This is a genomic window from Corynebacterium sp. TUM25015 (assembly GCF_056393505.1).
Window position 1 is genome coordinate 1,736,136 of sequence record NZ_CM150783.1, and the last position, 24,512, is coordinate 1,760,647.

Annotated in this window: 22 protein-coding genes and 1 tRNA gene; 13 read left to right on the top strand and 10 right to left on the bottom strand. The window is 59.1% G+C overall.

Annotated elements, in window-relative coordinates; genetic code table 11:
- The first annotated feature begins 8 nt into the window (after positions 1-8).
- On the top strand, positions 9-1,112 hold the full coding sequence (locus AC06DS_RS07870; RefSeq protein WP_448307685.1) for a quinone-dependent dihydroorotate dehydrogenase: 1,104 nt from the start codon (positions 9-11) through the stop codon (positions 1,110-1,112).
- Here AC06DS_RS07870 and AC06DS_RS07875 read toward each other — a convergent pair.
- Positions 1,109-1,666, bottom strand: a complete 558-nt coding sequence (locus tag AC06DS_RS07875) for a YbhB/YbcL family Raf kinase inhibitor-like protein (RefSeq protein WP_477100442.1) — start codon at positions 1,664-1,666, stop codon at positions 1,109-1,111. The genes AC06DS_RS07870 and AC06DS_RS07875 overlap by 4 nt on opposite strands.
- A gap of 151 nt (positions 1,667-1,817) precedes the next feature.
- Between AC06DS_RS07875 and AC06DS_RS07880 the strand changes: the two genes are divergently transcribed.
- The 3 genes from AC06DS_RS07880 to AC06DS_RS07890 all read left to right on the top strand — a co-directional run bounded on the left by AC06DS_RS07880 (position 1,818) and on the right by AC06DS_RS07890 (position 3,247).
- Positions 1,818-1,903, top strand: a tRNA-Leu gene (locus AC06DS_RS07880).
- A gap of 100 nt (positions 1,904-2,003) precedes the next feature.
- On the top strand, positions 2,004-2,621 hold the full coding sequence (locus tag AC06DS_RS07885) for a TVP38/TMEM64 family protein (RefSeq protein ID WP_477100443.1): 618 nt from the start codon (positions 2,004-2,006) through the stop codon (positions 2,619-2,621).
- Between the two features lie 5 nt (positions 2,622-2,626).
- Positions 2,627-3,247, top strand: a complete 621-nt coding sequence (locus AC06DS_RS07890; protein WP_477100444.1) for a DNA-binding protein — start codon at positions 2,627-2,629, stop codon at positions 3,245-3,247.
- On the opposite strand, the gene AC06DS_RS07895 is transcribed toward AC06DS_RS07890, so the two are convergent.
- Genes AC06DS_RS07895 through AC06DS_RS07905 form a run of 3 tightly spaced genes read right to left on the bottom strand, consistent with a single transcriptional unit; the run spans position 3,244 to position 5,729 of the window.
- Positions 3,244-4,419 carry an SPFH domain-containing protein gene (locus AC06DS_RS07895; RefSeq protein ID WP_293791237.1) on the bottom strand — a complete coding sequence of 392 codons (1,176 nt, stop codon included), beginning with the start codon at positions 4,417-4,419 and terminating at the stop codon, positions 3,244-3,246. The two genes, AC06DS_RS07890 and AC06DS_RS07895, sit on opposite strands and share 4 nt — an antisense overlap.
- A 16-nt stretch (positions 4,420-4,435) precedes the next feature.
- Positions 4,436-4,876, bottom strand: a complete 441-nt coding sequence (locus AC06DS_RS07900; protein WP_477100445.1) for an NfeD family protein — start codon at positions 4,874-4,876, stop codon at positions 4,436-4,438.
- Between the two features lie 22 nt (positions 4,877-4,898).
- Positions 4,899-5,729 carry a DUF3097 domain-containing protein gene (locus AC06DS_RS07905; protein ID WP_476727667.1) on the bottom strand — a complete coding sequence of 277 codons (831 nt, stop codon included), beginning with the start codon at positions 5,727-5,729 and terminating at the stop codon, positions 4,899-4,901.
- A 25-nt stretch (positions 5,730-5,754) separates the two neighbouring features.
- Between AC06DS_RS07905 and AC06DS_RS07910 the strand changes: the two genes are divergently transcribed.
- The gene (locus tag AC06DS_RS07910; protein ID WP_477100446.1) at positions 5,755-6,531 is read left to right on the top strand and encodes a hypothetical protein; all 777 of its coding nucleotides are present in this window, start codon (positions 5,755-5,757) and stop codon (positions 6,529-6,531) included.
- Between the two features lie 6 nt (positions 6,532-6,537).
- Here AC06DS_RS07910 and AC06DS_RS07915 read toward each other — a convergent pair whose 3' ends face one another.
- Both AC06DS_RS07915 and AC06DS_RS07920 read right to left on the bottom strand, forming a co-directional pair.
- Positions 6,538-8,403: a DIP1281 family NlpC/P60 protein gene (locus AC06DS_RS07915; protein ID WP_477100447.1), complete on the bottom strand. Its 1,866-nt coding sequence runs from the start codon at positions 8,401-8,403 to the stop codon at positions 6,538-6,540.
- A gap of 401 nt (positions 8,404-8,804) precedes the next feature.
- Positions 8,805-9,332: an Rv1476 family membrane protein gene (locus AC06DS_RS07920; protein WP_473963300.1), complete on the bottom strand. Its 528-nt coding sequence runs from the start codon at positions 9,330-9,332 to the stop codon at positions 8,805-8,807.
- A 249-nt stretch (positions 9,333-9,581) separates the two neighbouring features.
- On the opposite strand from AC06DS_RS07920, the gene acnA reads away from it, so the two are divergent.
- The 5 genes from acnA (at position 9,582) to AC06DS_RS07945 (ending at position 15,605) form a co-directional block, all read left to right on the top strand.
- Positions 9,582-12,392 (top strand): aconitate hydratase AcnA, encoded by a 2,811-nt coding sequence (acnA, locus tag AC06DS_RS07925; protein WP_477100448.1) that lies wholly within the window; start codon positions 9,582-9,584, stop codon positions 12,390-12,392.
- Between the two features lie 132 nt (positions 12,393-12,524).
- Positions 12,525-13,094 carry a TetR/AcrR family transcriptional regulator gene (locus tag AC06DS_RS07930; protein ID WP_448307676.1) on the top strand — a complete coding sequence of 190 codons (570 nt, stop codon included), beginning with the start codon at positions 12,525-12,527 and terminating at the stop codon, positions 13,092-13,094.
- A 31-nt stretch (positions 13,095-13,125) separates the two neighbouring features.
- Positions 13,126-13,395, top strand: coding sequence for an ACT domain-containing protein (locus AC06DS_RS07935; protein ID WP_293791245.1), 270 nt, complete (start codon positions 13,126-13,128; stop codon positions 13,393-13,395).
- A gap of 18 nt (positions 13,396-13,413) precedes the next feature.
- The gene (locus AC06DS_RS07940) at positions 13,414-14,787 is read left to right on the top strand and encodes a PFL family protein (RefSeq protein WP_293791246.1); all 1,374 of its coding nucleotides are present in this window, start codon (positions 13,414-13,416) and stop codon (positions 14,785-14,787) included.
- Positions 14,788-14,846: 59 nt separating this feature from the next.
- Positions 14,847-15,605, top strand: a complete 759-nt coding sequence (locus AC06DS_RS07945; protein WP_477100449.1) for a hypothetical protein — start codon at positions 14,847-14,849, stop codon at positions 15,603-15,605.
- Here the strand turns inward: AC06DS_RS07945 and AC06DS_RS07950 are convergent.
- Positions 15,582-16,061, bottom strand: a complete 480-nt coding sequence (locus AC06DS_RS07950; protein ID WP_477100450.1) for an Lrp/AsnC family transcriptional regulator — start codon at positions 16,059-16,061, stop codon at positions 15,582-15,584. The genes AC06DS_RS07945 and AC06DS_RS07950 overlap by 24 nt on opposite strands.
- A 238-nt stretch (positions 16,062-16,299) precedes the next feature.
- Between AC06DS_RS07950 and AC06DS_RS07955 the strand changes: the two genes are divergently transcribed.
- Together AC06DS_RS07955 and AC06DS_RS07960 are read left to right on the top strand one after the other, a co-directional pair.
- Positions 16,300-19,683 (top strand): indolepyruvate ferredoxin oxidoreductase family protein, encoded by a 3,384-nt coding sequence (locus AC06DS_RS07955; protein ID WP_477100451.1) that lies wholly within the window; start codon positions 16,300-16,302, stop codon positions 19,681-19,683.
- Positions 19,684-19,720: 37 nt separating this feature from the next.
- Positions 19,721-20,464: a glutamine amidotransferase gene (locus AC06DS_RS07960; protein WP_477100452.1), complete on the top strand. Its 744-nt coding sequence runs from the start codon at positions 19,721-19,723 to the stop codon at positions 20,462-20,464.
- Here AC06DS_RS07960 and AC06DS_RS07965 read toward each other — a convergent pair.
- Positions 20,461-22,092 carry an ABC-F family ATP-binding cassette domain-containing protein gene (locus AC06DS_RS07965; protein WP_477100453.1) on the bottom strand — a complete coding sequence of 544 codons (1,632 nt, stop codon included), beginning with the start codon at positions 22,090-22,092 and terminating at the stop codon, positions 20,461-20,463. The two genes, AC06DS_RS07960 and AC06DS_RS07965, sit on opposite strands and share 4 nt — an antisense overlap.
- A gap of 695 nt (positions 22,093-22,787) precedes the next feature.
- Between AC06DS_RS07965 and AC06DS_RS07970 the strand changes: the two genes are divergently transcribed.
- Entirely contained in the window at positions 22,788-23,624 is an 837-nt protein-coding gene (locus AC06DS_RS07970; protein ID WP_477100454.1) for a lycopene cyclase family protein, read from the top strand.
- Here the strand turns inward: AC06DS_RS07970 and AC06DS_RS07975 are convergent.
- Both AC06DS_RS07975 and sufU read right to left on the bottom strand, forming a co-directional pair.
- Positions 23,614-24,030, bottom strand: coding sequence for a metal-sulfur cluster assembly factor (locus AC06DS_RS07975; protein ID WP_293791253.1), 417 nt, complete (start codon positions 24,028-24,030; stop codon positions 23,614-23,616). The genes AC06DS_RS07970 and AC06DS_RS07975 overlap by 11 nt on opposite strands.
- 10 nt (positions 24,031-24,040) lie before the next feature.
- Entirely contained in the window at positions 24,041-24,505 is a 465-nt protein-coding gene (gene sufU / locus AC06DS_RS07980) for a Fe-S cluster assembly sulfur transfer protein SufU (protein WP_477100455.1), read from the bottom strand.
- Positions 24,506-24,512 lie beyond the last annotated feature (7 nt).

Genomic DNA, 24,512 nt, shown 5'->3' on the forward strand with positions numbered 1-24,512 from the left:
AGCACACAATGTTGAAGAAGATCCGCCACAGCGCTTACCAAGCTGCGCTGAAGGGAATGTTTACGCTGCGCCCCGAGCGCATTCATGGGCTGATGTCCCGAGGCCTGCAGCAGGTGGCCGGCTCCAGGACGGCGCTGTCGGCACTCGATGGGACGCTAGTCGTGCACGATGAATCGCTGAGTCAGAAGATTGCCGGGTTGAATTTCCCCCGGCCGCTTGGCCTAGCCGCGGGCTTCGACAAGAACGCCAAGGAAGTCAACGCGTGGGGGCCGCTGGGCTTCGGCTTCGCAGAGATCGGCACCGTTACCGCATTGGCGCAGCCGGGTAACCCTACCCCACGCCTGTTCCGACTTCCGGCGGACAAGGCAATCCTCAACCGAATGGGGTTCAACAATGAGGGGTCTCGTGCCGCGGCCATGCGCCTACAGAAGCGCAACACTGACATTCCGGTGGGCGCGAACCTGGGTAAGTCCAAGATCGTGGCCGCCGAACTTGCGGATCGCGACTACCGTGAGTCCGCTAAAGCTATCGGTGGGGTGGCCGACTACTTGGTCATCAACGTCTCCTCCCCCAACACCCCGGGTTTGCGGGATCTACAGGCCGTGGAATCACTGCGGCCCATCATCCGCGCTGTACAGGAGGAAAGCTCCAAACCTTTGTTCGTAAAGATCGCCCCAGACCTCAGCGACGAGGATATCGACAAGGTCTGCGACCTGGCGATCGAAATGGGAGTGACCGGGTTGATCGCGACGAACACCACCATTAGCCGCGAGGGGCTGCAAACCCCAGCGCATGAGGTGCAGGCCATGGGAGCTGGCGGTATCTCCGGTGCGCCAGTGGCGGCCCGCGCACTAGAGGTCTTGCGCCGCTTAGCAGCGCGAGCCGACGGAAAGCTAGTGTTGATCGGCGTGGGCGGAATCGACTCCCCGCGTGCAGCATGGGAGCGAATTTGCGCTGGCGCGAGCCTGATCCAGGGCTATACGCCGTTCATCTATGGTGGGCCGGATTGGATCCGCGAGATTCACCTGGGCCTTGCCGCGCAGCTTAAAGCCCACGGCCTGCAGAACATTGCAGAGGCCGTGGGCAGCGAGTTGCCGTGGAAGGAAGCCTAGTTTTCGGTCCAGCCCCACAGAATGCCACGAGCGGTGGCCTTAAAGTTCAGGTTAAAACCGAGGACGGTACAGGTCTGACGGTCGTCGATGTCCAGCTCCTCGCCCACTGCGTGGACCGCGAATAGGTAGCGGTGCGGACCATGACCCGCCGGCGGGTTAGCACCGTAGTAACCCCAGGATCGGGAATCGCCGCGTAGCGCCACTGCTCCTTCTGGTAGGCCACTGAGGTCTGCGTCCCCTGCGCCGAGAGGCAGGGAGGTGACATCCGCTGGAATATTAAAGACTGCCCAGTGCCAGAAGCCACTGGCCGTAGGGGCGTCGGGATCAAAGCAGGTCACCGCGTACGTCTTGGTGCCCTCCGGCCCCTTAGACCAGCTCAGCTGGGGCGAAACATCGTTGCCGCCCAGTTGATCCTCCGGCAGACGATCGCCGTCAGCAAAGGTTTCGCTGGTCACCTGCAACGGCGGCAGATCCGTCAGCGGCGCGTAGGGATCGGGGCCGGGGAAGCGATCATCGATGTAGGTGGGCTGGTGTTGTGCATTGTTATCGGACATAGCCCCACGCTAGTCAAAGCTTCTCGCGGGTGCACTAAAGTGCTTATTCCAACACAACTATCTCGTTCTGACCTGCGTATTTGTGTAAATCCCGCCCTTGGCATTAAAGTGACGGGAGTTGCTACCACACATGTGGTGAGCGCCTAACCTTGTCCGGGTGGCGGAATGGCAGACGCGCTAGCTTGAGGTGCTAGTGTCCTATTAACGGACGTGGGGGTTCAAGTCCCCCTCCGGACACAACATGAAAATCCCACGCTTTGTAGCCAGCGCCTTCAGCGCGTGGTGGGGGTTGAAGCTACGGTATCGCTTTCTAAGCGTTCTCGTACCCATTCTTCTGGTGGCTTTCGTTTATTTCGTTCCAAAGCCTGCCGTCAGCGATATCCGAGCTTGGGTGGCGTCTACCGGCCCTTGGGCTCCGTTGACCTACCTGCTGCTTATGGTCGGCTTTACACAGCTGCCACTGCCCCGCACGATGTGGACTATCGCTGCCGGTGTGATGTTCGGCCCCCTCTGGGGTTCCATTCTGGCCATAACGGGCGTAGGCATCTCTGGTGCGCTGTCGCTATTTCTGGTGCGTGCAGTGGGAGGCACCTGGGTGGAGAAGAAAACCCGCAGCGATAAGCGCATTCAGCTGCTGCAGGAGCGTATCGCCGAGCGCGGTTGGATTGCTGTTTTGGGCCTGCGCATGGTTCCTCCGATCCCCTTTTCGCTTCTTAACTACGCCTGTGGGTTGAGCCTTATACCTTTCGTCCCGTACCTCGCTGCGACGGTTGTGGGATCGGCTCCGAATACGATCGCCACGGCTATGGCCTCTGATGCTCTGGCAACGGGCGGCCGACCCTGGATTCTGCTCGTGAGTTTTGTTGTGGTCTGTGTAGGTTTTGCCCTGGCAGCCAACGAGATTCGGCTCTGGCGACGCCTCAGCAAAGTCAGCAAAGCTAATGAAGTAAATTAATAGTTATGTTTGCCGTGTATGCCGCGTATAGGGGCCGCTCTCAGCGTCGTGGGGAATATGTACGCGATGTCGCAGCGGCGCTCGAGCAGTCCTCGATGGTTGATTCCGTGGAGATGAAGGGCATTGACGACTTCGTCTGTATTGCGCCCGGCCCCGATGAGGCTGGTGGATTGGTGCTCTCTTTGCTGCAGGCGGGTGACTTCGCGCTCGGCATTGGCACGGTGGTGTCGGATGTAGATGGTGACGCCCCGTCCTCCGTTGCCGAAGCTATAGGCGCCGCTACGCGCGCGGTTCAGCGCTCTCAGCGCGCAGGCGCGGTTTCGGTACGGATTGAAAAACCTGGGCCGGGAGGAGTTATAGCACCAGGATTGGCTGCGGAAGTGGCCCAGGATATCGCGGCGGCTTTTACCCTTTTGGCGCACGTATTGGCGCGACGTACCAAGGAAGGCCGGGAGGCCACTGCCCTGCTGCGCGCTGGTCATTTGCAGGCCGAGGCCGCGGAGATTGTGGGAATTAGCAAGCAGGCCATGAGCCAGCGGCTGGCCGCCGCCGGGTGGCATGCGGAACAGGCCGGCTGGACTTTGGCGGTGCACATGCTGGCCAGGGCCGATGAGCTAAGAAATTAACCCTGGTTGTAGGGATTATTGGGGTAATCGCCGGTGGGGTGCTGCTGCTCGGGGGTAGAAGCCGGTGGCTCATCGACCGGATCCACGGGCTTATTTGCCACGGCGTTGGCAGCGGCCACGGCCTCGGCAATCTCCGGCGAAGAAGCGGTGTTGAACCAATCCGAGGAGCTCGACTCGTTGGCCTGCTCGCGAGTGGCGTCATCCACAGGCTTCGGTTCGTAGCGGAACACGCCCTCGTCGTCCTTCTTAGCCAGCGCCTTGGCGAATTGCTCGAGGGAGTCGCCGAATTGCATTGGGATCATCCAAGTCTTGTTGGCCGAGCCCTTCGCCATTTCCGGTAGCTTCTCCAGGTACTGGTAGGCCAGCACCTCCGGGGTTACTTGAGCGGACTTGATGGCAGCATTGACCTTCTGAATAGCCTTGGCTTCGCCCTGTGCCTCGAGGTAGCGGGCTGCACGGTTACCTTCGGCACGCAGGATTGCGGCTTGGCGCTCAGCCTCGGCTGCCAGGATGTGTGCGTGCTTCTCGCCCTCAGCGGAAAGAATGCGTGCCTGCTTTTCACCCTCGGCCGTCTTAATGTCCGATTCGCGGCGCCCCTCGGCCGTGAGGATCATGGCGCGCTTTTCGCGGTCAGCCTTCATCTGCATCTCCATCGACTGCTGGATGGATGCCGGCGGATCGATGGCTTTTAGTTCAACGCGGGAAATGCGCAGACCCCATTTCGTGGTGGCGGCGTCGAGCTCGCCGCGCAGGCGGCGGTTGATGACTTCGCGGGAGGTCAGGGTTTCCTCCAGGGTCATGCCGCCAACCACATCGCGCAGGGTAGCCACGGAAATCTGTTCCACGCCCACGATGTAGTTGTTCACGCCGTAAATGGCGCGAGCCGGATCGTTGATTTGGAAGGTCACCACCGTGTCGATGGCGACGGTCAGGTTATCTTGGGTAATCACGGCCTGCGGTGGAAAGCTTACGACCTGCTCACGAGTGTCGACCTTGGCGCGAATACGATCGATAAAGGGGACTAGGAGCGTCAAACCACCAGACACAGTGCGGGTATAAGTACCCAAGCGCTCAATAACGGCCGCCTCACCCTGCGGGATAAGGGCAACCATTTTGACTACCAGCGTCACGATGATGATCAATAAGACCACCAGGAAAATCGTAAAGTTCATAAGCCTCAAGCACTCTCTAGTTGTTCTTCCACACGACTGCCGTCGTGCCGTCAATTTTTAACACTTGCACCGTTTCCCCCTGGGTATAGTGATCCCCTGGGTTCGCCGATCGCGCCGACCATAGCTCGCCGGCAACGCGCACCATACCGCCGTGCTGCACTTCGTCCGAGACTGGTTCGATGACTTCGGCCCTTTGGCCCTGCAACTCGTTGACGTCGAAAGTTTGAGCCGAACGAGCGCGGAGGAGGCGCTTGCGCAGAATGGGTCGGATCGCCAGGACAGTTGTCAGAGAGGCGATGCCGAAAACGACAATCTCCAGCCATATGGGAATGCCCGCCAAAGACACGCCGGCTGTGATCAGCGCAGCCGCACTGAGCATCAGCAAAGACATATCAGCTACCAGAAGCTCCCCTAGGGCGAGGAGTCCAGCTGCGATTAACCAAATGATCGGACCCATGCTTCCGATCCTAATGGTTGGGTCAGTACTCTGGTGGAACCGTCACGAAATCGATCAGTCGTTCCACTGCCCCGATCAGTGTCGAATCGAGGTCGCGAAACGTCTTAGCTGCACGGGCTACACGACGCCAGCCATCCTGTGGGGTGCCCCACCCCAGTTCCTGGCATACCCCGGTCTTCCAATCTATTCCGCGGGGAATCTGTGGCCACGCGCGGATGCCCACACTGGCGGGCTTCACGGCTTCCCAGATATCGATATATGGGTGGCCGGTTACCATCACATGCGGTCCCAGGGACTCGGTCAGGCGAGCCTCCTTCGTCCCCTCCACGAGGTGATCGGCCAACACGCCGACGCGGCGGGTGGCTGACGGCTGGAACTCGGCCAGGCGTTCAGGAAGGTTATCGAGGCCCTCCAAGTACTCCACAACCACACCTTCCACGCGCAGATCATGCCCCCAGACTTGTTCGACGATGGCGGCGTCGTGGATACCCTCCACCCAGATGCGGGAGGGTGCCGCCACCTTGGCTTGCAAGCCTTCCACGCGGCGTGAACCAGAGTTGGAGGTTCGCTTCTTCGGAGGGAGCGACCTGGGATCTACAAATCGAGTCAAGGTAATTGGCTTGCCTTCAAGCAGAAAAGCGCCCTCGCGGAGCTTGAAAAGGCGGGTCTTTCCATAGCGGTCCTCCAAGCGAATGAAGTCACCGTCGGCAGTCTTCTCCCCGCCCACTACCGCACCGACGAAATCATCGGCAATCACTTCCACCACCATGCCCAACTCCGGAGTTACACGCGGGAAGGTGGGTTTTTGGTTGCGGGCGTGCCCCTGCAAGATATCACCGTAATTGAAGCTCATGGGCAACCAGCTTAGGCTAGGAAAAATGACTGATCCGGTACCGACGTGGCTTGGGGCGCAACTGTGGTCGCCCGTCCAGAACACCTCCCTGTGGTTGGCGTGGTGGTTGCACGGGATTATCAGTGCAGACGAGGTGATCGACGCCTTCCATGCCACCCAGGGCAAGCATCATCGTTTGGAGCCGGACGGCGGCGGACTCGTGGAGTTGTTAGCGCAAGTTCGTGCAGTGACGAACGACGCGCCCATCGGGTTGGACGAGCGTCCACTGATTCAACTGATGCTCTCCGGCCCCGGCGACGCGGCGCTTCTACCGGTGGGGGTCGAGGGGGCGTCACTTATCGTCGCTGATCGCGACCCTTTAGTGAGCCACGTACTGAGCCCTGAAGTTATCGATGCCCACTTGGTCAGTTGGTCGTGGCATCAGGTGGAAGGCCCTACCCCACCCCTTCCGGTCTATTCTCCTGGTGAGGCTGATCAGTTGCTGCGTGAGGCTGCCGACAAGGCGACAGCAATGGTGAGAGCTACAGGGCATGTGCCGATGGGCGCAGCGGCTTTTCAACGAGCAGAGTTAGCGGTTGGAGCGCTCGATGATGCGTTTGGATTACCGGGGATGCCGCCGGGAGTGCCGAACCGGGCGGCCAAATTGATGGCCAGGGCTGACCATGTGGCGGCGATTGTGGAAGTTACGAAGCGTTCGGCTGTGGGCGCGAGCCTGGACCCCCATATAATGCCAATGCTCCGGGCAATAAGGACTGCCCGGATGGTGGCTGTGGATTACGCGCAGCGCGAGTTGCTGCGGTAGGTTTTCTTACTCGATCATGCGGACGGCCATGGGCTGCATGCCGCCCCAGCGCACGTCCGAGACCTTGACGACATCACCGGACTGTGGTGCCTCAATCATCTTGCCATCACCCAGGTACAGGGCGACGTGGCCGGGCCAGAACAGCATGTCTCCGCGCTTTGCCTGCGAAGACGGTACCTGCTTACCGGCAGTGTACTGGTAGCCGGAGTAGTGCTGAAGCTCGACGCCTACGCTGTAGAAGGCGTACATCATCAAACCAGAGCAGTCGAAGCCGATCTTGTTGTAGTCGCCGTGGGCGTCAGCCACACCACCGTCACGAATGCCCTTGGTTGGGCCGTAGAAGTTACCGCCACCCCAGGCATAGGGCTGCCCCAGCTGGCTTTCGGCACGCTTGATGACGCGCTCGATCTTTTCCTCTGCACTGCCGGAGGTATCCGGGGCGTTCGGATCCAGAGCGTCGGCAATAGCCTCGGCGGGGTTAGCTGGAGTTTCCGGAGCAGCTGGGGCTTCCGGAGTTTCCGGGGTTGCAGCCTCTTCAGTGCCTGCTTCGGCTTCTTCAGCGTTGGGATCTGCCGGAGTTCCTGCGGCAGCAGGTGCCTCAGGAGCTGCGGGATCCTCAGGAGCAGAAGGAGCTGCGGGGGCAGCTGCGTTGTTCACGGTGCCCATAGCGCGGTCGTACTCTTGACCTGCGGTAGTGCGCCCCGCTTCAGCAGCGGCGGACAATGCTCCATCCGGGTTTCCGGCGAGTGCGGTGGAGAACCCGGCCATCAGAGCGGATTCACCAGCCTTGCGCAGGCCGTCGATTGCAGCCTGACGCTGCTTATCGCCGCCAGCGTTCAGGTCGTAGGAACCTTGCAGCTCGGCTGGAAGCTCGGGCAAGCCTGCTGGGTTGCCCAGCGAGGAGCTGGCGGGCTTCGATTCAGGTTCGTTGGTCTCGCTGGTTTCACCAGTTTCTTCCGAAGCTGGAGTAGCTTCGGTGCTCTCGGTGGTCTCGGTAGCCGCAGTGGTCTCAGTAGGCTGAGTGGTCTCAGTAGTTCCAGCGGACTCAGGAGCCTTCTCAGAGCTCTTTTCAACCTTCGCACCGGACTTCTCGGCCGCCTTTTCGGCAACCTTGCGCTTGTCCCAGCTGGAAGCATCCGGGTGGAGGTTAGTGAAAGTCTCTACAGCAGCGCGAGCATCGCGCAGCGCCTTCTCTGCCTTCTTCTTCTCCTTGAGCAGTCGCTTGTACTCAGCTTGCTTATCGGAGAGCTTCTTCTGGCTATCGCTCAGCGTGGTGCGGGCAGTGTTGTACTTTTCAACTGCGTCGTCAACTGCGCTGTTTGCTTTGTTGCGGGAGTCGCGCAGGGACGATTCTTCGTTGGCATTCTGCGTGCGAGCGAGATCGAGACGATCTACCTCGCTCTTTTGCTTCTTCGCCGCAGCCTCAATGTAGGAGGATCGATCAAGGGTGTCACCCACAGCATCGCTGCCGCTAGCGGCCAGATTAACAGCGGAAGCGTCGCCACCTTGAGCATAGGCGGAACGTGCAATGTCATTCAGCTTCACCTGAGCCTTCGAGACAGCAGAATCGGAGGACTTCAGACGGTCACGCGCGGAGACAACCTTGTCCTGTGCCTTCTGCGCCGCTCCTTGGCTATTGGTGAGGTCCACGCGAGCCTTGTTGGCATCTTCGCGAAGAGTGCCCATCTCGGTTTCCATATCGGATACCTGAGACTTTGCGCGTGAGACCTGACCGACGAGGTCGGCCAGGAAGCTTTCTACGGTGCGCTTGTCATCGGCGTGGGCAACCATAGTCGTGGATTGCAGCGTCACGCCGGCAGTAACTGCTACTGCCAACGCTGTGCGCTTACGGCTTTGAGGTCGTGGTGTCACGATCGATTCTCCTGATGTTTTTACAACTGGGATTGAAGCGAGCGAAACCCTCGGTCCAGCTGTTCGCACTTCCCCATGCGATCAGTACAGGTCCCGTCGGGCTATTCTCAAAAGTCACTTCGAGTTCAACTCGTTTCAAAAGTTGACACTCGGAACCCTAGGGCACTTGAGTCAAGGCCGTAAACTTTTACAACATATTTCGCACTAACCGCACCAGTCACATAAGTAACGGCAATTGCCTTGACCTGCGAATAGTAACGAAAAAGTTACAAGTGTGAGATGTGTCACATTTTGAAAACCGTAGGCGTGTCACATTGCATTACATGGGTCGACCCCGCGATTTTCTGAATCCGCACTTAAAGATAGTCAATCCCCCAGACTTGACTATTTCAAACTGTTATTTAGTTCCGCGGTGAGCGGAGTTTGCATAACGAGGTGATTACGGCCGCAATAATGAGCGAAAGTAAAACCCCAACGTTTGCCATCCCTGTGGGAGCCTCAAAGCCGGTGGCCTGATTGAGGAAGTCCTGCGTTACCTCAGGGTGACTATTAGCCTCGCGGAGAATCTTCGTATTTGACTCGATCGCGTAGCGCGAGAGGTTTTCGGATACGACTGCCGCCTGCCCAGGAGACTTCAGGATGACGGTATCCGCGTCCGTGCCATCGAGAACCTTCTGTGCCTTGTCACGCAAACTATTATGAAGCGGGCCGTCCTGTGTGATGTACCCGATCTTTAGCTTTCCTATTTTTGACGCCGATTCTCCCCCACTGGCGCCCTCGACAATCGAATTGAGGCTTTTGGTTAGGCCGGCTGATCCAGACTCCACCTCGGTTGGGAAGTCTTCGGCGACGAACACTGAGGCGTCATCAAGAGAGGCGATGAGCTGTGCGACGTCGTCCGAAGGAGAGGGGGCGTGCGAATCGGTCATGGGGCAGTTTTAGCACCGAAATAGGGGTGGGGGTGCTGACGACACGCTTAAAATCGCAGGATTCGCAGCAGAACGAACGTACTGTTAAAATTCTGAGTGACGTCGCGGGAACAATGCTGCCACAATGGTAAGCAGAGCCTCTTGCGTAGTAGTCGAAGGCATTAGCTGATTAGTGCAGCTGACTAGTGCGCGGCGGCGACCACATCGACGACACATATCGACTAAAAGAAGAGATTAAAGGAGCTCACTGTGGCTGAAAGCATCAACTCCTTCGATTCCAAGAGCACCCTGCAGGTCGGCGAGAAGTCTTATGACTACTTCGCGCTGAGCGCAGTGCCGGGAATGGAGAAGCTTCCCTACTCCCTGAAGGTTCTCGGCGAGAACCTGCTGCGTAACGAGGATGGTCAGAACATCACTCGCGAGCACATCGAGGCAATCGCCAACTGGGATCCCTCCGCAGAGCCCAACTTCGAGATCCAGTTCACCCCGGCCCGCGTCATCATGCAGGACTTCACCGGCGTGGCCTGCATCGTTGACCTGGCAACCATCCGCGACGCTGTCGTTGCTCTGGGCGGCGAGGCTGACGACGTTAACCCGCTGAACCCGGCCGAGATGGTCATCGACCACTCCGTGATTATCGAGGCATTCGGCAATGCAGACGCTCTGGAGAAGAACGTCGAGATCGAGTACCAGCGCAACGACGAGCGTTACAAGTTCCTGCGTTGGGGCACCGGCGCCTTCGAGAACTTCCGCGTTGTTCCTCCGGGAACCGGCATCGTCCACCAGGTGAACATCGAGTACCTGGCTCGCTCTGTCTTCGACAACAACGGCCTGGCTTACCCTGACACCTGTGTCGGTACCGACTCCCACACCACCATGGAAAACGGCCTGGGCATCCTGGGCTGGGGCGTTGGCGGCATCGAGGCTGAGGCTGCAATGCTCGGCCAGCCGATCTCCATGCTGATCCCGCGCGTCGTCGGCTTCAAGCTGACCGGCGAGATCCAGGCAGGCGTCACCTCCACCGACGTCGTTCTGACCATCACCGATATGCTGCGCCAGCATGGCGTAGTTGGTAAGTTCGTCGAGTTCTACGGCAAGGGCGTTGCTGAGCTGCCGCTGGCTAACCGCGCAACCATCGGCAACATGTCTCCGGAGTTCGGCTCCACCGCCGCTATTTTCCCGATCGACGAAGAGACCGTGAAGTACCTGGAGCTGACCGGTCGCGACCAGGAGACCCTGGATCGTGTCGAGGCATACGCCAAGGCACAGGGCATGTGGCTGGATCCGGAGAACGAGGCAGAGTACTCCGAGTACCTCGAGCTGGATCTGTCCACCGTTGTTCCGTCCATCGCTGGCCCGAAGCGTCCGCAGGATCGCATCGAGCTGACCGACGCCAAGTCCCAGTTCCGCAAGGATCTGCACAACTACGTCGACGCTGATGCTTCCGCTGCTACCCCGGACTTCGATGCAGAAGGCCCGGCTACCGAGAACACCTCCTCTCAGACCGCCGATGCACCGGCTTCTGCCGCTGACGCGAAGGGCAATGTTCTTTCCGCAGCCGCCGGCGCAGAGGGGCGTCCGTCCAACCCGGTCACCGTCAACTACAACGGTCAGGACGTGGAGCTGGATCACGGTATGGTCGCAATCGCCTCCATTACCTCCTGCACCAACACCTCCAACCCGTCCGTCATGGTCGGCGCTGGTCTGCTGGCTCGCAACGCCGCTGCTAAGGGTCTGAAGGCTGCTCCGTGGGTTAAGACCTCTATGGCTCCGGGCTCCCAGGTTGTTAACGGCTACTACGAGAAGGCTGGCCTGTGGAAGGACCTGGAGGCTATGGGCTTCTACCTGGTCGGCTACGGCTGCACTACCTGTATCGGTAACTCTGGCCCGCTGCCGGAGGAAATCTCCGCAGGCATCAATGAGGGCGACCTGGCCGCTACCGCCGTGCTCTCCGGTAACCGTAACTTCGAGGGTCGTATCAACCCGGACGTCAAGATGAACTACTTGGCTTCCCCGATCCTGGTTATCGCATACGCCATCGCCGGTACAATGGACTTCGATTTCGAGACCCAGCCGCTCGGCCAGGATCAGGATGGCAACGATGTCTTCCTGAAGGACATCTGGCCGTCCACCCAGGACATCGAGGATGTCATCGCTTCCTCCATCACCAAGGACCTGTACACCGAGGACTACGCAAATGTCTTCGAGGGTGACGAGCGCTGGCGCTCCCTGGAGGCTCCGTCCGGCAAGACCTTCGCTTGGGATCCGAACTCCACCTACATCCGCAAGGCTCCGTACTTCGACGGCATGAGCAAGGAGCCGGAGGCTGTCAACGACGTCAAGGGTGCACGCGTTCTGGCTCTGCTGGGCGACTCCGTGACCACCGACCACATCTCCCCCGCATCCACCATTAAGCCCGGCACCCCGGCCGCGCAGTACCTGGATGCCAATGGTGTGGAGCGCAAGGACTACAACTCCCTGGGCGCACGTCGTGGTAACCACGAGGTCATGGTTCGCGGTACCTTCGCCAACATCCGCCTGCAGAACCAGCTGCTGGACGGCGTAAGCGGCGGCTACACCCGCGACTTCACCCAGGAGGGTGGCCCGCAGTCCTTCATCTACGACGCTGCAATGAACTACCAGAAGGAAAACACCCCGCTGGTTGTTCTGGGTGGTAAGGAATACGGCACCGGCTCCTCCCGTGACTGGGCTGCTAAGGGCACCCTGCTGCTGGGCGTTAAGGCCGTCATCGCCGAGTCCTTCGAGCGCATCCACCGCTCCAACCTGATCGGCATGGGCGTTGTTCCGCTGCAGTTCCCGGAGGGCGAGTCCTGGAAGTCCCTGGGTATCGAGGGCACCGAGACCTTCGACATCGAGGGTATCGAGGAGCTGAACAATGGCTCCACCCCGAAGACCGTCAAGGTAACTGCCACCAAGGAAAACGGCGAGAAGATTGAGTTCGACGCAGTCACCCGCATCGATACCCCCGGTGAGGCAGACTACTACCGAAACGGCGGCATCCTGCAGTTCGTTCTGCGCAACATGATGTCCGACAAGTAAGGACTTAAAAACCCTTACGCGCCGTGGCGATAGTCATGACAGGGCGGTGACCATAGCGCCTCTTCCCTAGCGGGAAGACCAGCGTTGGTCACCGCCCCTTTTGCTTTTACTCCCACAGAAGGTTAAACCCAGATGCCCAAAGTAAGCGACAGAGATTTGGCAGAGCGAAAGGTCGAGATTCTCGCCGGCGCCCGCCACTGCTTCGCGACCTTCGGCTACGACGGAGCCACCGTCGCCCGCCTAGAGGAAGCCACTGGCAAGTCCCGCGGTGCGATCTTCCACCACTACCAAAACAAGGATCACCTGTTTTTGGAGGTGGCTCATGAGGATATGCGCAAAATGGCCGAGCTCGCTGCAGATGAAGGCCTAATCGGCGCAATCCGCACGCTTGTCAAGTCAAAAGACTTGACAGACTGGTGGGGAATGCGAGTTGAAATCACTCGCCGCGTCAACATTGACCCCTGCTTTGCAGCGAAGTGGGAGTTGGATCAGCTGGCGTTAAAGGAAACCGTGCGCACCCGACTACGGGAGCAGCGCGCCAGCGGCAGGATTCGTGCTGATGTAGAGATCGAAACCATTGCTCAAACCCTGGAGTTGGTGTTGGAGGGCGTTTTGGGCAGACTCGCGCAGCTCCAGGGGACGGAAGGGTTATCTGATGCCCTGGATTTCGTGGAAGGGTCCCTGCGTTCCCCCGGCCAATAAGTCGTCCGGCCCGGTGAGTAGCATGTAGTACATGATCGCAATCATGACCGTGACCGGGCTGGATCACACCGGAATTATCGCTGCCGTGTCCACTGCCCTGGCAGAACTCGACGTCAACATTCTCAACGTCTCCCAGACCATCATGGACGACTACTTCACCATGATTCTGCATGTGCGCATTGACGACACGAAGTTTGGCATCGCCGATGTGCAGGATCGCATGGCGGAGGTCGAGAAGCAGGAAAAGCTGGTTATTAGGGTGCAGTCGGAGTCGATCTTCTCCGCCATGCACGACGTTTAAGGGTTCGGGGGTTAGAACATGAATCCACGTCGTGGCGTCACAAACCAGAGCAACAACATCCTCGAAACCATCGAAATGATCGAGAAGTACCGTCTCGATATTCGAACGGTGACGATGGGCATCAACCTTATGCCGTGTATTCGCGAGACGATGCAGGCGACCGCGGAGGCAGTGTACGAGCGCGTGGTGGACTATGCCCGCAGCCTCGTGCCGGTGTGCCAAGGAATCGAGCGCGAGCTGGGTATTCCGATCGTTAACAAGCGCATCTCTGTCACTCCTGTGGGAATTCTCGCATCCGCAGTGGAAGGCAATCCAGTGCGCATCGCCGAGGCTCTAAACCGGGCTGCAAATGAAGTGGGTGTGAACTTCATCGGTGGCTATTCCGCACTGGTTGAAAAGGGCGCAACACGAGGTGAGTTGGATCTGATTCGCTCTCTGCCGGAGGCGCTGAATGAGACCGATGTCGTGTGTGCCTCCGTTAATGTGGGTAGCTCTAAAGCAGGCATCAATATGAATGCTGTTCGCGAGATGGGGCAGGTCATTAAGGACTGCTCTACCTACGGTTCCAGTGGCACACTGGCCTGCGCAAAGCTCGTGGTGTTCGCCAACTCCGTGTCCGATAATCCGTTCATGGCGGGTGCTTACCACGGTGTGGAGGAGCCAGATTGCGTAATCAACGTGGGCGTATCTGGCCCTGGTGTGGTGGATCGCGCAGTAGCCGGGATGACCGGCGCGACGTTGAACGAGGTGTCTGAGGAGATCAAGCGCGCTGCATTTAAGATCACCCGCACAGGTCAGCTGGTGGGTGTCATGGCCGCACAGCGCCTGGGAGTTCCCTTCGGCATTGTCGACCTCTCGTTGGCCCCGACGGCAGAACTTGGCGATTCGGTGGCGCATATCCTGGAGCATATGGGGCTCGGCCAGGTTGGTACGCATGGAACCACTGCTGCCCTGGCGCTGCTCAACGACGCAGTGAAGAAGGGCGGCATGATGGCCTGTTCACGCGTCGGTGGATTGTCCGGATCCTTCATCCCGGTTTCGGAGGACAAGGGAATGATTGACGCAGTGCGCAGCGGTGCGATAAGCATCGACAAGCTGGAAGCGATGACGGCAATCTGCTCTGTGGGGCTGGACATGATCGCTATTCCTGGCGATACGCCCGCGGAATCGATTGCAGGCATGATCGCAGACGAGGCTGCCATTGGCGTGATGAACCACAAGACGACCGCTGTGCGTGTTATCCCCGCGGTGGGAACCAAGGTGGGCGATAACGTGGACTTTGGTGGTCTGCTGGGCTATGCGCCGGTAATCGGCGTCAATCAGGTCAGCAGCGCGGAGTTTATCAACCGCGGTGGCTTTATTCCGGCGCCGTTGCACGGTTATCGGAATTAGGAACTTGCGGAACCTAAAAACTAGCTGAAAAATAAAACAAGCAAGGAGTGGTTCGGCACATGGTGGAGATCTTTCAGTACGGTCGCTCGTCGGTCGTAATCGACGACCCAGCGGATGGTCTGGTGCGGGGCGCCCAGGCCGGTACCTTCGACGAGCGTTGCTCTCTGCCTGCGGGTTCGGCGGCAATTAACGCCGCCTTGTCGAATAACGGGCGCATGCCGGTGGCGGGCAACGCCGCGGGTTTTAGCGCGGTGCAAACGGCAGTGCTGTGCGTAGGAGCCTGCCTGGTGCTCTTCAGCGGCTTTTTGGGAATCCGTGGTGGAACGCAATCCACGGTGATTGGCATTGTGCTTTCAGCTATTGGTCTGTTGATGGCAGGTATTGCCTTTTATAGTGCAAGAAAACGCCGTGGTCGCCTGCAGATTCTAGGTAAGGCTTGGGGAAATGGCTGGCTGCGCTTTGCCCCCGTACGGGTCGGAGGGGTGTGGATCTCGCGAGTGTCGACCCACAACGACAATGGCGATACCACTAACACTGACCGTCGGTTTTATTACAAGGCTATGGCTCAGGCTTATCCAACGGATGGCCTTCAACCCTTCACCTTCCGCACCGGAGAGTTCAATGCTCCTGCCGACTGGAACGGCCACGCCTACAACCTGCGAATGGCAGAAGGGCCGATGGATGTGCTGGAGCCGGAGTACACAAATGGCTGGACCATCTGCCGTTATATCGCTGGCCAGCCAGAGACTGCGACGATTGCCACGGATCTTTCCGCAAAGCAGGTCAAGGCAGCTCTAGAGGTCGCGCAAATCCGATAGGGACTGCAAGAGCTGGCTGTGCCGGGCGGGGATCCGATCCCGCAGGATGATCTCCGTCCGGGTTCGTTGAACCCCTTTAACCTCTTGTAGCTTCAGAGTGATTTGTTCGAGGTGGCCATGATCACGTGCCACCACCTTGCAGGTGAGGTCATAAGGACCGGCGAGTGAATGAGCCTCGATAATCCACGGTATCTTCGCAAACTCGGCCGTGACGCGGTCGAGGGTGCGCTGGTCCAACGTGACATGGACAAAGGCACCTAAAGGAAAACCCAAGGCTCCGGGGTGGAAGTGTGGCGCAAAGCTACTGATCACTCCCCTGTCCATCAACTTTTCCATGCGGCTACTGACGGTCGCACGCGCGACGCCGAGCACACGCGCATACTCTCGCACCCCAGCTTTGGGGCGTTCGCTCAGCAGTACACAGAGTTTGATGTCTGTTTCGTCAAGGTCTCGCATTAGCGCTCTCGTTCCTTGTGACGCCCATTAAGGCCTGTTGTTAAAAAGTATCTACTTTTGTCAGCAAATATGGATTATGTTGAATGAGATTCTAGGCCATTGGCCTAGTTCTCAAGGTGGGTTAGCTAAAAATATTTGCTAAGTGAAATATTTTGGAGGGGGTACTTAAGTTTGGTCCGCTCATCAACCTAGTGTGATTCGAAACACATTTTCCGCACACATGAAAGGGTGAACAGCGATGACCTCGACCTTCATCCCCACGACTCAGCAACTCCCCGACTACACCCAGTCGCGATACCGCGAGAAAACGGGAAATATCCATCTGACCGGTATCCAGGCTTTGGTACGGACAGTGCTGGATCGTGCAGAGGCAGACCGCGATATGGGGTTAAAGACTTCCAGCTTCATTTCCGGCTACGAGGGATCCCCGCTGGGTGGATACGATCTAGAGCTGGGGCGCCGCGGCTCGTTGCTCAAGGATTTTGACGTGCAGCACTTCCCCGCCGTCAATGAAGAGCTGGGCGTCACCGCCGTCGCGGGATCGCAGATGACTGCACGGGCAACCGTAAAGCCTGGGGTCGATGGCGTGGTCGGCTATTGGTACGGAAAGGCGCCGGGACTCGATCGCGCTGCTGATGCCTTTCGACATGCAAACATGACCGGTACCAGCGGAACGGGTGGAGCGGTGGCGTTCGTAGGCGACGACCCGACCGCGAAGTCCTCCACCATCCCCTCGGCTTCCGGGCGTATCTTGGCCGATCTGGGCATGCCCACGTTGGTGCCCGTCGATGCGGGCGACATTCTGCGCCTTGGCGCGCACGCCGCGTGGATGTCTCGCTATAGCGGACTGTGGACGGCGTTGCGGATTACTACACCCGTTGCGGATGGATCAGCCAGTGTGGATCTGGAAGCAATCAAGGAAGCCACGTCTCCCCGTGGGGTAGAACGCGGCGGCGAGCACGAGCCGGAGGCCCGCCTACTCGGCAAGCGGCTTTTGGCCTTGGAAGACACCCGCGTAGGTGAACGTCTGCAGCGCGCATTGGACTATGCGCGCGAGCATCGCCTAAATCGCTGGTGGAATGCCAACGACGGCGACCGGGTCGGCGTGATCTGCGCCGGAAATACGTCGCTTGAGGTTGCGGAAGTTGTGGATGAGGCGCAGGTTCGCGTACTACAGCTGGCCATGACTTTTCCATTGGATCCGCAGGAGCTAGAACGATTCTGTGACGGACTGGATACGCTGATTGTCGCAGAGGAACTGGGCACTCACCTGCTGGAATCCGTGCGCGCCTGCCTCTACGATCTGCCGGTGCGCCCCCGGATCGAGCATGTGCAAGACCCACTCAAGCAACTCCCCCGCGTGCTGCGCGCTGACGGTATCGAGGTAGCCGGGCCGACGACGGGGCCAACTCGGATCTCCCTGCCATTGGCCGTACCCAATCGCGTACCGCACTTCTGCTCCGGATGTCCGCACAATCTGTCCACCCGCGCGGACGAGGACACACTGGTGGGGGCTGGAATTGGCTGCCACGCAATGGTGATGCTGATGGACGACAAGCGCGTGGGCAATGTCATGGGCACGGCTCAGATGGGTGGCGAGGGTGCACACTGGATCGGTATGCACAGCTTCGTCACAGAAGAGCACTTTGTGCAAAACATGGGCGACGGAACCTTCCTGCACTCTGGATCACTGGCGCTGCGGGCGCTAGTGGCGTCAAAGGTGAACGTAACCCTTAAGCTGCTGCACAACGGCACCGTGGCAATGACTGGTGGCCAGGATCCTGTGGGGCAGCCGAGCCTGGCGGGGCTGGTGGATATGGTGCGTGCCGAGAATCCAGGCAGAATTATTGTGACCAGTGACGATGTGCAACGCACCCGGAAAATACTGCGCGGTTCCGGGGTACAGGTTCGCCCACGCGAGGAACTGACATCGGTGCAAAAGGAACTCACGGAGCAAAAGGGTGTATCGGTGCTGATCCACGATCAGGAATGTGCCGCGGAAAAGCGCCGTGCCCGAAATCGCAATAAGCGCAGCCGACCAACTGAGAAGATTGTGATCAATGAACGCATCTGCGAGGGCTGTGGTGACTGTGGAGAGAAGTCCGGCTGCCTTTCCCTCCAGCCTGTGGACACACAGTTTGGCCGCAAGACCCGCGTTGACCAGACAAGCTGCAACGTCGACCGCTCGTGCCTGACCGGCGATTGCCCAGCATTTACCACTGTTGTGTCGGAAGAACGGCCCCGGGAAGTGCCACGTGTTGACGCCACCGATCTCGAACCGGCCCCGGCCTGTGACCTCAATGCGAAGCATCCGTGGAATGTACGCATCTCGGGTGTCGGTGGCACAGGAGTTATGACGGCATCTGCGGTGATCGCCACTGCGGCTCACCTCGATGGCCTCGCAGTACGTGGTACGGACATGACCGGACTGGCACAAAAGGGCGGGTCGGTAGTCTCCGATTTGCGTATCTCTAAGACCATCGGCCAGCACACCGGAACGGTGCCGCGCGGTAGTGCAGATCTGTTGATCGCCCTCGACGGAGTGACAGGTGCGGAGGATCCGAGCACCTCGGTGCTCAATGCGGCGCGGACAATCGCGGTGCTTTCGGATTCGACGACTCCGACTGGTCAGATGTGCACGGACGTCACCGCTTCTCGTCCCGACGGGGTGCAGATTGCGGGTGCGTTGGGTCACGCGGCAAGGCGGGCGATTATCACCGACGCAATCCGTGTTTCTACGAAGCTTTTCGGTGAGTCCACATTCCAAATCATGCTGCTAGTCGGTGCCGCAGTGCAGGCGGGTGCTCTGCCGGTGACGCCGGAGTCGATAGAGCAAGCACTGCGAATCAATGGCAAGAAAGCGGAGATGAATATCCAGGCGTTTCGCCGGGGTCGCCAGCTGGTGAGCCGTCCCGAAGCGCTGATCGAGCTGTTGAGCAAAGAACCAGACTACGCCCAGCACATGGAGGTTACTCCCCTGGCGCGTACTCGCGCGAAGATGGAGCGCCTACTGGAGGCCAGCTTGGTGGAACAAGTCGGCGTATACGTCGACGAAATGGGTCGCTGGGGTACGCCGGAGGACGCCGAAAGCTACCTGGCTGACGTACGTGCCGTGTATGCCCATGAGAGACGGGTGAATCCAGATGGCCCGGCCGAGCTCACCCGTAACTTCGCCGCGGGGCTGCACAAGCTCTCGGCTTATAAGGATGAATACGAGGTCGCTCGTCTTGCACTGGATCCCGGCTTCGCCGCTGCACAGGGAAATGCGGAGGTCACTGTCCAATTCCAGCCGCCACTGCTGCGGGCACTGGGGTTGAATCGGAAGATTGGCCTAGGTCCACGCATGCGTCCGGTTCTACGGGCCCTAGCCAAGGCCAAGCGTCTCCGTGGTACTCGCCTGGATATCTTCGGCTATGCGGAGGTGCGCAAGCTCGAACGCGAGCTGGTGCAGGTATACCGCGATGAAATCCTGCGACGTGCACGTGAACTGCAGACTGCAGAGCAGGTAGCTCCACTGGCTGAACTGGCAGCAGCGGCCGATGGAGTGCGGGGATTCGAGCAGAAGAAGATCGACAGTGCCAACGAGTTGCTGGATAAGTTGGCACGAAATGGCGTCAAATAATAGTAAATAGACTAAGCGGTCTGTTATAGTCGCGTTTGTGACTTTTGTACTGCTTTGCCCCCGCAGCGGCGCCGAGGTGCTCGCGGCGGAATACGCCGACTTCCTGAGCTACAGTGGCCTCAATCCAGCTGAGCTGGAACAGAGGCCGCTGGACAATCCCGGAGCCGACCTGGGCAGCTTCGACGGCGTGGAGGGAGTATTCATCGGCGGCTCGCCGTTTACGATCACCCGCCCAGTCGACGTGGACTGGCAGGAGACCATTTCCCAGAAGCTCGTCGACTTCATCACCATCGAGTCGGAACGGCAGCGCTTCGGAATCTTCTCCACGTGCTACGGCACCTCGATGTTGGCGCATTATCTCGATGGTGAGGTCAATAGTGCGTACTCCGAATCGGCCGGCACTAGCGAGGTTTCACTTACCGACGCCGGACGCATCGACCCGATCACTGGTGGCCTCCCCCAGTGTTTCACCGCGCTGACGGGGCACAAGGATTCCGTGGCCGAGGTGCCGAGTGAAGCCACATTGCTGGCCACCGGCGAGACCTGCCCCGTGCAGATCTATCGCTATCGTGACAACGTGTGGACTAGCCAATTCCACCCCGAAATGGATGCTGCGGGCATCACACGTCGCCTGAGTTTTTATGAGGACGAGGGCTACTGTGACCCAGCCGAGATTGCAGAGACCTACGCCCGCTTTGAAGGGCAGGACACAGCCGCGGCGAACTCGCTATTCCGGCGATTTGTGGAGTATTCCCGCAGCTCACTGGGTATGGTGGGTTAAGCCAGTTCGACGATCTCCATGTAATCGTCGTTCCACAGATCTTCCACACCATCTGGCAAAACGATGACTCGCTCCGGCTCCAGAGCCTTTACCGCGCCTGGGTCGTGTGTCACCAGCACGACAGCGCCGGTGTAGGTGCGCAAAGCATCGAGAACCTGCTCACGGGACTGCGGATCCAAGTTATTCGTCGGCTCGTCCAGCAGCAGCACATTGGCTCGAGAGCTCACGAGGGTGGCCAGTGCTAGGCGCGTCTTTTCGCCACCTGACAGAGTGCCAGCTGGCTGATCAAGCTGTTCGCCCGAGAACATAAACGCGCCCAGCAGGCCACGAAGATCTTGCTCGCCGGCATCGGGACAGGCTTCGATGGCATTGGCCCACACTGACTTATCCGGATCGATCGTGTCGTGTTCCTGGGCAAAGTAGCCGACCTTTAGGCCATGACCGGAGACAATGCCACCCTCGCCGTCGGTGCGTTCGACCCCGGCCAGAAGCTTAAGCAGTGTGGTCTTACCGGCGCCATTGAAGCCCAGCACGACCACGCGCGAGCCCTTGTCAATTGCCAAATCCACTCCGGCAAAGACCTCCAGCGAGCCATACATCTTGGTCAGCCCCTTGGCGAACATGGGGGTTTTGCCACAGGGGGCCGGCTCCGGGAAGCTGATATTGGCTACGCGGTCCTCCACGCGCACCTCATCGAGGCTGCCCAGCATTTTCTCCGCGCGGGCGGCCATCTGCTTGGCAGCCTTCGCCTTGGTAGCCTTTGCGCCAAGCTTGTCGGCCTGCTGCTTCAGTGCGCTGGCCTTCTTCTCGGCATTGGCCTTCTCGCGGCGGCGCCGCGCCTCATCGGTGGCGCGGGCATCTTTGTACTTCGACCAGCCCATGTTGTACACATCGGCTTCACCCCGTACCGCGTCAAGGAACCAGATCTTGTTGCAAACATCCTCCAACAGTTCCACATCGTGGCTGATCATGATCAGGCCACCTTCGTGTTTGGAAAGGAAGCTGCGCAGCCAGGTAATGGAATCGGCATCTAGGTGGTTAGTCGGCTCGTCAAGCAGCAATGTTGTCTGAGAGCGTCCGGATCCGGCGGTGGCTGCAAAGAGGATCTGTGCGAGCTCCACGCGGCGGCGCTGGCCGCCCGAAAGGGTCTTGAGCTGCTGGTCAAGGATGCGACTTGGCAGGCCAAGAGAGTCGCAAATCTGTGCGGCCTCGCTGTCGGCCTCGTAGCCACCGAGGGAGTGATATTTCTCCTCCAAACGGCTGTACTTTAGAATCGCCGCATCCCGCTGGCTAGCTGATTCGCTCGTCTCCATGATCTCCTGCTGACGCTCCATGGATTGGCGAATACGGTCTAGGCCGCGGGCGGAAAGCACCCGATCGCGCGCGGTCTGTTCAATATCTCCCTCTTTTGAATCCTGTGGAAGATAGCCCATCTCGCCGCTGCGAGTGACAGAGCCGCCGTAGGGTTCGCCTTCGCCAGCTAGGATGCGCATCGTCGTAGTCTTGCCCGCGCCGTTGCGTCCGACCAGGCCGATGCGGTCGCCAGGCTGTACGCGTAGGTGCTGCCCGGGGGCATTCAGCAGAGTTCGAGCCCCCACCCGAACCTCGAGGTCATTAGTAACAATCACAAGGAAGAAGCCTATCAGTCATCCCCGCCGACGACCCTCCCCACCCCATTAACACTGGCGCTGCGTTACTCGGGATCCCCACAGCCCCCGAGTCGCTGGCCTGTCTGTCGTCGACGGGGCCTGTATTTCATTCCCCCCATTCTTCATTGCCCCACTTTAACGGTATGTTCGTACCGAGTAGGACAATGTTTATGTTAGAAACTGTGTTCAGGTTGCGCAGGCTAAGCGTTACATATCCTGCGGTACCTGTCCCCCAAACACTCAACCTAAACCTGAACTACGGCCACTTTAGTTTCTATTAGGTAGTTCTTATAGTTGTAGCTCTCTCGATAACCTAGCGGTGTGTCTTAGAACAATATAAGTAAACGACGGTGCTGTAAGTTCGGGGGTAAACCCAGTAATCTCCGCCACATTTCCACTTCCAGAAAGGAGTTTCTGTGGGTCGGCAGCTAGTACTTAAAGGGTTCGGCCCCGCTGCGGCTTTGCTTGCTATACGAGCAGTTCAACGTGGGTTCTCAATTGTTGCATACGATCCCTCTTTTACAGTGGGCAGCCCTACCCCATTTCCGGGTACCTACGGAGTGTTCACCCCACAAATCCCTTCTTGGGCAGACCCCCTATTTGGCCCGCCGACGCCATTAGGAATCGCTGCGGGATCGCCGCCGAGACAACGTGTGCTTGGCTTCACAAACCGCATGCTCGATCAAGAAGCTGTCGTCGAGACGCTAGACAGGTATGGTGTGCAGATCATTCCAGAGGCACTCCCCGACGGCATGTCAGCCATTGATTGCACCGGTGCTCCGCGCACAGACGTTGCTCTGTGGCAGCTTGCGGTGGGGTGGTTTTTCCCCTTCGATAACTTTGACTTCGCTCCCACACACCCGAAAGCAAACGGAGTTCTCATGGATTGGGCCGTCCCCGATCTGAAAGATCCCTCAGCCCCGCCCAGCTTCTTCTATGCCCAACGCACAAGCGAGGGCTGGCTGTTTGAGGAAACGATCCTGGCGACGCACTGTAATGCAGATCCTGCCAGCCAGCAGGAATTATTCACGCTTCTGAGGGAACGGCTGGCTCAGCGGTGCTCATGGAAACGCCTCACCGAGGAACAGGTGATACGCGAAGAACAGGTGTCGATTCCAATGGGGACGCGGCGGCGTCACAAAGGAAAGAAATTCGGTGCCGCTGCAGGGTTCATTAACCCGGCAACGGGCTATTCGCTAGGCCATGCGTTAGAGGCAGTAGATGAATTCCTGGACGATCGACCGCTCGGCGGTTGGGCCGCCTACACATTGCGACAAATCGGTGGGGAGCTGATTGCGCGAGCTGATGGGGAAACCTTGCAGGACTTCTTCGGGCACTTCTTTGCACTCGATACACGTCGGCAGCTGGCGTACCTCACCGGACGGGATGGCCTAGCGGTGGCACGCACAATGTGGGCGCTGCGGAAGGGAGCGGGGCTGCGGCACAAATTCCTGCGACCGCTGTTTTGCCAACCGTGGTCGGTGGCACAAGCGGTGTGGGCTAGACGGTGAAACCGAGGAAGCGCAGCTGTTCGCGACCCTCCTCGTTAATCATGTGCGGGCCCCAAGCCGGGCTCCACACCCAATTGATCTGCAGGTCGGTAACCTCTTCGACGTTGCTCAGTACAGCATCGCGTGCCTGATCTTCCAGCACATCCTGCAGTGGGCAGGCCGGGGAGGTCAAGGTCATGTTCATCACAGCCTTCTTGTCCTCGATCCAGAGGTCGTAGACCAACCCCAGGTCAATAACGTTGATACCCAGCTCAGGATCGATAACGTCCAGCAGATGCTCTTCCACCTTCCCAGCAATGGCCATGTCTTCCGGGCTGCGCTCGGAGGGACCCTGCGGAGCCTGGTCCAGCGGCGAGGGATCCATCTCCGGTGCGGTGGGCTCTGCAGCGTTTGCATTGTCAGTCATGGTAGGTTCCTTACTCTGCGTCGTGGGTTTCGGGGGCTACGCCGGCCTCAGTAGCGGCGGCCTCAAAGGCCTTCCAGCCGAGAAGAGCGCACTTCACCCGTGCCGGGTATTTTGATACGCCCGCGAAGGCGACACCGTCGCCGATGATGTCGTCGTCGCCTTCGATCTTGCCGCGAGAAGTCACCATGCGCTCAAACTCGGCGAGCTTGGCGAAGGCCTCTTCGACCGGGCGGCCAGCCAATTCCTCCGCCATAACGGACGTGGATGCCTGGCTGATGGAACAACCCACCGCATCATAGGAGATATCCTCCACGGTCTGGTTGTCCTCACTAAGGTGCAGGCGCAGCGTCAACTCATCACCACACGACGTGTTGACATGGTGCACCTCAGATTCGAAAGGTTCGCGCAGGCCAGCGTGCTGCGGGTGCTTGTAGTGGTCCAGGATCACTTCCTGGTACATCTGTTCTAGTTTCATGTGACCG

Bases quoted from the DNA above. Each gene is read 5' to 3' on its own strand.
- AC06DS_RS07870 (WP_448307685.1), top strand. From the start codon at position 9: ATGTTGAAGAAGATCCGCCACAGCGCTTACCAAGCTGCGCTGAAGGGA.
- AC06DS_RS07875 (WP_477100442.1), bottom strand. From the start codon at position 1,666: ATGTCCGATAACAATGCACAACACCAGCCCACCTACATCGATGATCGC.
- AC06DS_RS07890 (WP_477100444.1), top strand. From the start codon at position 2,627: ATGTTTGCCGTGTATGCCGCGTATAGGGGCCGCTCTCAGCGTCGTGGG.
- AC06DS_RS07895 (WP_293791237.1), bottom strand. From the start codon at position 4,419: ATGAACTTTACGATTTTCCTGGTGGTCTTATTGATCATCATCGTGACG.
- AC06DS_RS07900 (WP_477100445.1), bottom strand. From the start codon at position 4,876: ATGGGTCCGATCATTTGGTTAATCGCAGCTGGACTCCTCGCCCTAGGG.
- AC06DS_RS07905 (WP_476727667.1), bottom strand. From the start codon at position 5,729: ATGAGCTTCAATTACGGTGATATCTTGCAGGGGCACGCCCGCAACCAA.
- AC06DS_RS07910 (WP_477100446.1), top strand. From the start codon at position 5,755: ATGACTGATCCGGTACCGACGTGGCTTGGGGCGCAACTGTGGTCGCCC.
- AC06DS_RS07920 (WP_473963300.1), bottom strand. From the start codon at position 9,332: ATGACCGATTCGCACGCCCCCTCTCCTTCGGACGACGTCGCACAGCTC.
- AC06DS_RS07930 (WP_448307676.1), top strand. From the start codon at position 12,525: ATGCCCAAAGTAAGCGACAGAGATTTGGCAGAGCGAAAGGTCGAGATT.
- AC06DS_RS07935 (WP_293791245.1), top strand. From the start codon at position 13,126: ATGATCGCAATCATGACCGTGACCGGGCTGGATCACACCGGAATTATC.
- AC06DS_RS07940 (WP_293791246.1), top strand. From the start codon at position 13,414: ATGAATCCACGTCGTGGCGTCACAAACCAGAGCAACAACATCCTCGAA.
- AC06DS_RS07945 (WP_477100449.1), top strand. From the start codon at position 14,847: ATGGTGGAGATCTTTCAGTACGGTCGCTCGTCGGTCGTAATCGACGAC.
- AC06DS_RS07950 (WP_477100450.1), bottom strand. From the start codon at position 16,061: ATGCGAGACCTTGACGAAACAGACATCAAACTCTGTGTACTGCTGAGC.
- AC06DS_RS07955 (WP_477100451.1), top strand. From the start codon at position 16,300: ATGACCTCGACCTTCATCCCCACGACTCAGCAACTCCCCGACTACACC.
- AC06DS_RS07970 (WP_477100454.1), top strand. From the start codon at position 22,788: ATGCTCGATCAAGAAGCTGTCGTCGAGACGCTAGACAGGTATGGTGTG.
- AC06DS_RS07975 (WP_293791253.1), bottom strand. From the start codon at position 24,030: ATGACTGACAATGCAAACGCTGCAGAGCCCACCGCACCGGAGATGGAT.
- sufU (WP_477100455.1), bottom strand. From the start codon at position 24,505: ATGAAACTAGAACAGATGTACCAGGAAGTGATCCTGGACCACTACAAG.